General features: G+C 70.7%; 7 protein-coding genes. 2 read left to right on the forward strand and 5 right to left on the reverse strand.

What is annotated here, in order from left to right; all coding sequences use genetic code 11:
- From G6027_RS13040 to G6027_RS13050, 3 genes are all read right to left on the reverse strand, one after another.
- A partial coding sequence (locus G6027_RS13040) for a YoaK family protein (RefSeq protein ID WP_182637545.1) occupies nucleotides 1-587 on the reverse strand: 587 nt, incomplete at its 3' end.
- A 59-nt stretch (nucleotides 588-646) separates the two neighbouring features.
- The gene (gene purL / locus G6027_RS13045; RefSeq protein WP_182637546.1) at nucleotides 647-2947 is read right to left on the reverse strand and encodes a phosphoribosylformylglycinamidine synthase subunit PurL; all 2301 of its coding nucleotides are present in this window, start codon (nucleotides 2945-2947) and stop codon (nucleotides 647-649) included.
- A gap of 53 nt (nucleotides 2948-3000) precedes the next feature.
- Entirely contained in the window at nucleotides 3001-4212 is a 1212-nt protein-coding gene (locus G6027_RS13050) for a saccharopine dehydrogenase NADP-binding domain-containing protein (RefSeq protein WP_182637547.1), read from the reverse strand.
- 244 nt (nucleotides 4213-4456) lie between these two features.
- On the opposite strand from G6027_RS13050, the gene G6027_RS13055 reads away from it, so the two are divergent.
- Together G6027_RS13055 and G6027_RS13060 are read left to right on the forward strand one after the other, a co-directional pair.
- On the forward strand, nucleotides 4457-4648 hold the full coding sequence (locus tag G6027_RS13055; RefSeq protein ID WP_182637548.1) for a hypothetical protein: 192 nt from the start codon (nucleotides 4457-4459) through the stop codon (nucleotides 4646-4648).
- Between the two features lie 256 nt (nucleotides 4649-4904).
- Nucleotides 4905-5099 (forward strand): hypothetical protein, encoded by a 195-nt coding sequence (locus G6027_RS13060; RefSeq protein WP_182637549.1) that lies wholly within the window; start codon nucleotides 4905-4907, stop codon nucleotides 5097-5099.
- 76 nt (nucleotides 5100-5175) lie between these two features.
- On the opposite strand, the gene purQ is transcribed toward G6027_RS13060, so the two are convergent.
- Both purQ and purS read right to left on the reverse strand, forming a co-directional pair.
- Nucleotides 5176-5853: a phosphoribosylformylglycinamidine synthase subunit PurQ gene (purQ, locus tag G6027_RS13065; protein ID WP_182637550.1), complete on the reverse strand. Its 678-nt coding sequence runs from the start codon at nucleotides 5851-5853 to the stop codon at nucleotides 5176-5178.
- A complete protein-coding gene (purS, locus tag G6027_RS13070; RefSeq protein ID WP_179524603.1) occupies nucleotides 5850-6104 on the reverse strand; it encodes a phosphoribosylformylglycinamidine synthase subunit PurS in 255 nt (84 codons plus the stop codon). The genes purQ and purS overlap by 4 nt, the downstream gene beginning before the upstream one ends.
- Between the last annotated feature and the right edge of the window lie 214 nt (nucleotides 6105-6318).

The following is a 6318-nucleotide window of genomic DNA, read 5'->3' on the forward strand; positions in this document are numbered from 1 at the left end:
GCGGCCACACCGAGGCCCACCTGGAGCACCGCACCCGCCACGCCACCCAGCGCGAGCGCAGCCCACAGGGAGACCTGCTGACGATAGGGCGCCCAGGAGCCCCCGGCCAGCGCGTCCACCAGCCGGTGGGCGGACTTGACCACCGCACCGGTCATGTAGGTGACCCCCAGCGAGACCTCACCCCGGGAGTGGAACACCGAGTTCATGGCACCCATCGACGCCGCGACCACCGTCATCGACACCGGCGCACCGACGACCGTCGCGACCGTGACCTGGTGCACCGCGAGCGCCACCAGGAGCAGGGTGGCGACCAGGGCCAGGACGGCCGGGCGGTCGTCCAGGGGCCGGAGGCGGGTGACCACCGCCCCGGCGACCGCGCCGAGGAAGAACGAGACCAGGACGACGGCCGCGATTCCCGCTCCCCCGAGGTCACCCTCCACCAGGTCGACGGCCATGCGCGTGGAGTTGCCACTCATGAAGGAGACGAAGTAGCCGCCCACCACGAGGAAGCCGACCGCGTCGACGAACCCCGCCGTACCGGCCAGGACCACGGCGAGCAGTCGCTCGCGTCTGCGGAGATCACGCATCGGGTCGCATCCGGCCGGTCCGACTCCGACTCCGACCGGCCCGTCTCAGAACGACCGTCTCAGACCGGGTCGACGCCGAACAGTGCCGGCAGCGTCCCCTCGTGGGCGGCGCGCAGCTCCTCGGTGGTCAGGGTGAACTGCCCCTGGACCTCGACGGCCCCCGAATCCGGGTCGGTGACGGCGATCCGGGTGTGGGGGATGTCCTGTGCGGTGAGCATCTGCTGGAAGCGGATCTCCTCGCCCCGGGGGACCGACACGATCACGCGGCCGGACGACTCGGAGAACAGCCACACGAACGGGTCCGCGTCGGCGGGCAGCACCACCCGGAGGCCGCACTCCCCGGCGAGAGCCGACTCCACGAGCGCCTGCGCGAGCCCGCCCTCCGACAGGTCGTGCGCGCCGGTGATCAGGCCGTCCTTGGAGCACGTGGCCAGGATGCGGGCGAGCGTGGCCTCCCACCGCAGGTCGACCGTCGGGGGCATACCGCCGAGGTGCCCGTGGGCGACCTGCGCCCAGATGGATCCGTCGAGCTCGTCGCGGGTCTCGCCGAGGAGGTAGACGCTCTCCCCCGGGGTGTCGCCGAAAGCGGTGGGGGTGCGACGCGCGACGTCGTCGATCACCCCGAGCACACCCACGACGGGTGTGGGGAGGATGGGCGTCGACCCGGTCTGGTTGTAGAAGGAGACGTTGCCGCCGGTCACGGGGATACCGAGCTCGGCGCACCCGTCGGCCAGACCATGGACGGCCTCGCGGAACTGCCACATGACACCGGGGTCCTCGGGCGAGCCGAAGTTGAGGCAGTTGGTCACGGCGACCGGGCGCGCGCCGGTGACGGCGACGTTGCGGTACGCCTCGGCCAGCGCGAGGCGGGCGCCGGTGTACGGGTCGAGACGGGTGTAGCGGCCCGAGGCGTCGGTCGACAGCGCGATGCCGCGGCCCGACTCCTCGTCAATCCGCAGGACGCCGCCGTCGGCGTGCTCCGCGAGGACCGTGTTGCCGCGCACGTAGCGGTCGTACTGCTCGGTGATGAACTTCCGCGAACACAGCGCGGGGCTGGCCACCATGTCGAGCAGCGTCCGGCGCAGCTCGTCTCCGGTGGCCGGGCGCGCCAACGTACCGGTGGTGTCCGCCTGCAGGGCGTCCTGGTCCGCCGGGCGCTCCAGGGGGCGCTCATAGACCGGACCGTCGTGGGCCACCGTGCGCGGGGGGACGTCGACCACGGTCTCGCCGCGGAACTCGATGGTGAGCCGGTCGCCGTCGGTGACCTCGCCGATGTCGGTGGCCAACACGTCCCACCGACGGCACACCGCCATGAAGGCGTCCACGTTCTCCGGCGCCACCACGGCGCACATACGCTCCTGGGACTCGCTGGAGAGGATCTCGGCGGCCGACATCCCCTCGGCGCGCAGCGGCACGTTGTCCAGGACGACGTGCATGCCGCCGTCGCCCGCCGCGGCCAGCTCGGAGGTGGCGCAGGCGAGGCCCGCGCCACCGAGATCCTGGATCCCCACCACGAGCTCGTCGCGGTACAGGTCCAGGCAGCACTCGATGAGCACCTTCTCGGCGAACGGGTCGCCCACCTGAACGCTGGGGAGCTTGCGCGGCTTGGCGGGCGCGCCGTGCTCGTCCTCGTCGAAGTTCTCGGAGGCCAGGACGGACACCCCGCCGATCCCGTCGAGTCCGGTGCGGGCACCGAAGAGGATGATCCGGTTGCCGGTGCCGGAGGCGAACGCCAGGTGCAGGTCCTCGACCCGCATCACGCCCGCACACAGTGCGTTGACCAGGGGGTTGGCCGCGTAGGACTCGTCGAAGACGGTCTCGCCACCGATGTTCGGCAGTCCGAGGCAGTTGCCGTAGCCGCCCACTCCCGCCACGACGCCCGGGAGTACGCGGTGGGTGTCGTCGGCGTCGGCCGGGCCGAAGCGGAGCTGGTCCATGACCGCCACCGGGCGCGCGCCCATCGCCATGATGTCGCGCACGATGCCGCCGACACCGGTCGCGGCGCCCTGGTAGGGCTCGATGTAGGACGGGTGGTTGTGCGACTCGACCTTGAACGTCACCGCCCAGCCGTCGCCGATGTCCACCACGCCGGCGTTCTCGCCGATCCCCGCGAGCATGGTGGACCGCATCTCATCCGTGGTGGTCTCGCCGAAGTAGCGCAGGTGCACCTTGGACGACTTGTACGAACAGTGCTCCGACCACATGACCGAGTACATGGCCAACTCGGCGTCCGTGGGCCGGCGGCCCAGGATCTCCCGGATGCGGGAGTACTCGTCCTCCTTGAGTCCGAGTTCCGCCCACGGCTGGGCCAGGTCGGGGGTGTCGGAGGCGTGCGAGATGGAGTCCACGTGAGTCGTCACGGGGGCGAGTCTAGTCGGCCCGCGGCGGCCCGCGAATCCGCTACCGACCGGGGCTAGGTGGACAGCACCTCGAAGGTCAGGCCCCCGCGCTCGACACGCTCGAGAAGCGCCTCCCCCATCGCCTGGGCGGTGGTGAGTTGTCCCGAGAGCGCGGGCAGGTCGTCGAAGGCCAGGCACAGGGCCGACTCCGCGATCATCATGGAGGTCTCGGTGTACCCGGGGTCGCCGCCGCAGACCCGGGTGACCACCCGCCGCCCGCCCGCCAACGCCACGAAGGTCACGTCGAACGACGACCGGGCGCGGCGGGACTCACTCGGCCCGGCACCGCGATCGATCCGCTTGAGGATCTGCGACCGGAGGGGGCCGATCTGGGCACCCACGGTCAACGCCCCGACCCCGACCAGGCCCGCCGTCGCCGTCAACGGCGATCCGACGGAGGCGTAGTGCGCGTAGGTGAAGTCCGGGCCGTAGCTCTCCAGCGCGGCCGCGGACCGCAGCACGATCTGCGGGTCGATCGTCGGCAGTGGCACCAGCCACCGGCCGAGGACGCTGTCGTGGTGCGGCTTTCCCGTCACCGACTTGATCCGCCGCCCCTCGACCCTGCCCTCCTTCTTGCGCCGCGCCTTCGCCGTGCGGCCGGCCTCACGGAGTCTGGCGAACTGGCCGATGGCCGAGTGGAAGGTGCCCCCGGAGAACTGGGCATCGGCGTGGACCGCGCCGTAGACGGCCACCGGCACGCCCTCGGGCACCTGCTTCATCGTGTAGAACACCCCCAAGTCGTGGGGGATGGAGTCGAACCCGCACGCGTGGATGATCCGGGCGCCGGAGGCCACGGCCTTGTCGTGGTACTCGAGGTACATGCGGTCGGCGAACTCGGGCTCGCCCGTCAGGTCCACGTAGTCGGTCCCGGCCTCGGCGCACGCGGCGACGAGCGGCTCGCCGTACTCGAGGTACGGCCCGACGGTGGTGATGACGACACGCGCAGCCCTGGCCATGTCCGCCAGCGACGCCGGATCCTCTGTGTCGGCCACCACGACCCCCGGGGCCGGGACGTCCGGCATCTCGGCACTGAGCCGCGCCACGAGCGCATCGAGCTTGACCCGCGACCGACCCGCCACGGCCCATGCACCACCTTCGGGGATGTTCCGCAGGAGGTAGTCGGCGACCAGACCGCCGGTGAACCCGGTCGCACCGTAGAGGACGATGTCGAACGGCCTGGTGGACCTGTCGGACGCGGACACGGGCTGGGTGCTGGATTCGCTCACCCCACGGTTCTACCGCATCCCGCGGGATCGGCGACCGCGACCGGTCCCGCCGTCCTGCGGTTCCGCCGTCCCGTCGTCCTGCCTCGGTTACGGTCACGATCCGGCCTCGAGGGTTCTCACCACCTAAGGAAGGTGAGATGATCCTCACATGCCCGGCCGCCGGGCTGAGCGTTGACCACACGGGCCGCCGCTCTCGTCGCGCCACCCCGCCCAGGCGGGGGACGCAGAGATGAAGGAGTCCCTCATGGATCTCACCGGTTCACTACTGCAAGCCGGAAACTCGGTGTTCGAAGTCGTCTACGGCAGCTTCGAGGGCACCGGCTCGTCGTTCATCGACACCCTTGCCACCGCCCCGGCGTTCGCCTACAACATCGTCTTGATGTTCATCGGCGGACTGGGAGGCGACCTGGGCAGCACCGGCAGCGGCGGGTTCTGACCTGCGGGTCGATGGCGGGCGCGGGCCCTCACGCGGTGAGATGGCTTTCATCCACGAAGCGAACCCGCCGTGTGACGGTCGCGCGTACCGCGAGGCGGTAGTGCCCGCGGTGTGGCGGGAGAGATCTCTGCCACTGGAGTGGCCAATGTTGACCATGCGCCTGTGAAAAGGTGCAGAATCATTTGGCACGTGCGACCACCCGGGTCGCCGGCACTCGCCCTGAGTCCGCTCGGGGCGGCTACTCAAAGGAGATCCCATGGACATCACCGGTTCGATCGCCGAAGCCACCGCCCCCCTGAGCGCCGAGTTCGGCAGCCTGATGGCCGAGCCGACCGGGTCGTCCGCCATCGACACCCTGCTGCAGACCGCGTTCATGCTGCCGGCCTTCCTCCTGAACCTCGCCGCCGGCATCGGCGCAGATCTCGGCAGCACCGGCGGCTTCGTCGGCTGAGACAGACCGAGACACACAACAGGGCCCGCCGGGAGAAGTCCCGGCGGGCCCTGTTGTGTGGACAGCGGAGCTGAGATCAGACCCTGACCACGGAGTCCAGCGCGGAGAGGAACAACCCCAGCCCGTCGTCGGACGGACCTGTCAGCGGGTCGATCGCGTGCTCGGGATGGGGCATGAGGCCCACCACCCGTCCGTTCTCGGAACAGATGCCGGCGATGCCGTTGGTCGAGCCGTTGGGAGCGTCGCCCGCGAAGCGGAACACCACGCGACCTTCGCCCTCGAGCTGCTCGATCGTCTCGGCGGTGGCCATGTACCGGCCCTCTCCGGACTTGAGGGGGATGAGGATCTCCGCCCCCTCCTCGAACCGGCTGGTCCACGCGGTGCCGGTGTTCTCCACGCGTAGCCATTCGTCGCGGCACACGAAGTGCATGTCGCGGTTGCGCCCGAGAGCGCCGGGCAACAGGCCGGCCTCGCACAGGATCTGGAAACCGTTGCAGATGCCCAGGACCGGCATGCCGCTCCGGGCAGCCGTGATGACCTCGCCCATGACGGGGGCCATCGAGGCGATCGCACCGCAGCGCAGGTAGTCGCCATAGGAGAAGCCGCCGGGCACCACCACGGCGTCGACGCCCTTGAGGTCCGCGTCGTCATGCCACAACGACACGGCCTCCGCGCCGGACCTGGTGACGGCCCGCGAGGCATCGATGTCGTCGAGCGTGCCGGGGAAGGTGATGACGCCGATCCGAGCGTTCACGAGGCCACCTCGGCGGTGTCCACCCGGACGACCTTCCAGTCCTCGATCACCGTGTTGGCCAGGAGCGACGAGGCGATCTCCTCCAGCTCGGCGTCCGACACGTCGTCGGCGACCTCGAGCTCGAACCGCTTACCCTGCCGGACGTCGGTGACGCCCGGGTGGCCGAGTCGGCCCAGGGCCCGGTGGATGGCCTGGCCCTGCGGATCGAGGATCTCGGCCTTGGGCATGACTTCGACGACGACTCGGGCCACGGTGGAACTCCTCGATCGGTGGAAACGCGGGGCGGACCCGGACCTGCCGGGCTCGACTGCCGATCCTACCCGGACTCGGCGGGGCCACCGAACGGCTCGGGCCGCGGAGGACTGCGCCCTCGCTCAGGCCGCGGAGGCCAATGCGACCGCCGGCCACTCGTAGCGGCCCGCGACGGCTCGGTGTTCCCCGGTGACCCGGTCCACCGCGTCCAGT

It is taken from the genome of Dietzia sp. SLG310A2-38A2 (assembly GCF_014145095.1).
Classification (GTDB): domain Bacteria; phylum Actinomycetota; class Actinomycetes; order Mycobacteriales; family Mycobacteriaceae; genus Dietzia.

Excerpts from the sequence above, each read along its gene's own strand:
- G6027_RS13055 (WP_182637548.1), top strand. The coding sequence starts at position 4,457 with ATGGATCTCACCGGTTCACTACTGCAAGCCGGAAACTCGGTGTTCGAA.
- G6027_RS13060 (WP_182637549.1), top strand. The coding sequence starts at position 4,905 with ATGGACATCACCGGTTCGATCGCCGAAGCCACCGCCCCCCTGAGCGCC.